Genomic DNA, 1,340 nt, shown 5'->3' with positions numbered 1-1,340 from the left:
CGTGCATTCTTCCGGGCCGGTCGGCCCCGGACCACAGGGTTCGGCCTTGGCCGTCGCTGATCGTGGTGGTCTTCACGGTGTTCTGCTTCTTCTTGCCGGAGACGAACGCGCAGCGGCCGGGCCGGTGGGCCCGGGGGCGGCGGACCTGGGTCTCGGTACCGTCGATCCGCAGCTTGACACCCTCAGCAGCGGCGTAGGCGAACACATCGGCGAGAGTCCGCAGCCGCAGACCAGGCCGGTCGGGGACGGCGAAACCTCGGTCGCCGAACAGCGGCCGGAGTTCCCCAGTGGCCTCGGTGATCGTGGACCGTCCCACCCCATACAGTTCGGCGAGCGCGGCGTGCGGAAGCTGGGTGCGCAGGTGGACCAGCATGACCAGCACCCGGTCGGTGAACACCAGCTCGTGCTTGCGCCCGGCCCAGGCATGCCGACGGCGCTCCCCACCACGGCGGTCACGCAGCGCAGACTCGCGTCGCGCCTGCCACGGTTTGGCCAACTCCTCGATCAAAGCGCCGAGATGTTCACGGGAGATGCCAGTGAAGGCAGGATGGGACAAGGCCGCGCGGGCCCAGTTCTTGGTCACACTCGAAGAACCCGTGCGGCCTCCTTAACGCCACGGCCGGTGACGTCGGGCTCATGGTTGGCGGGCGGGACCGGAGTCCTCCTCCAAAGAGAGGAACGCCGAAACCGCCTCGGCAAACGCCTTGGGCGCTGCGTGGTGGATCAAGTGTCCGACCGGGATGGTGACCATGTGTCCGCCGGGGATGCGGCGGGCCAGCTCGGCGATGCCGTCCTGGGGCACATGGCTGCGTGGACCGCCGGCCACCACGAGAGTCTCGGCGGTGATCTGACTGAGCCGCTCCAGCCACCTCGGGTCAGGCAGGTCGATCTGCCTCCTGACGGCCAGCACCATCTCCCAGTCGAAGGCCAGGTCACCATCCGGCCTGGTCGGGGTGGTCGGCTCCCGGGGACGCGGGACCGAAACGTCCTCCAGGACGAGCCGGCTCACCCGCTGCGGATGCTCCTCCGCGAGCAGATAGGCCACGACCCCGCCCATGGAGTGCCCGATCACGTCCACCCGGCCAAGCCCCAGTGCCTCCAGGAACCGGAGCACATCGGTCTGCATGAGTTCGAGGGAGTAGTCCCCTGGCCAATCGCTTTGGCCGTGACCGCGAAGATCGAGAGCGTATACCCGTCGGCCGCGGGCGAGGGCAGGTGCCACCGCGTCCCAGTCGGTGAGGTCCTCGCCCAACGCATGCAACAGAACGAGCGGGGCAGCGTCCAGCGGACCCGACACCTGATAGGCCAGCCGGACGCCTCCCACGTCGACCGAGCGGTGA

2 protein-coding genes are annotated in these 1,340 nt (G+C 69.0%); both read right to left on the bottom strand.

The annotated features are described in order from the left end of the window. On the bottom strand, nt 1–583 hold a 583-nt coding region (locus ACZ6RC_RS33350; protein WP_469590630.1), incomplete at its 3' end, for a transposase family protein. 51 nt (nt 584–634) lie between these two features. Next, nucleotides 635–1,340 (bottom strand): alpha/beta fold hydrolase (locus ACZ6RC_RS33345; protein WP_469590627.1); only part of this gene is annotated, 706 nt, incomplete at its 5' end.

The sequence above is a fragment of the Streptomyces sp. NPDC048353 genome (assembly GCF_055587165.1).
Note: the sequence above shows the minus strand (reverse complement) of the source record. Positions and strands in the feature narration are given on the sequence as shown.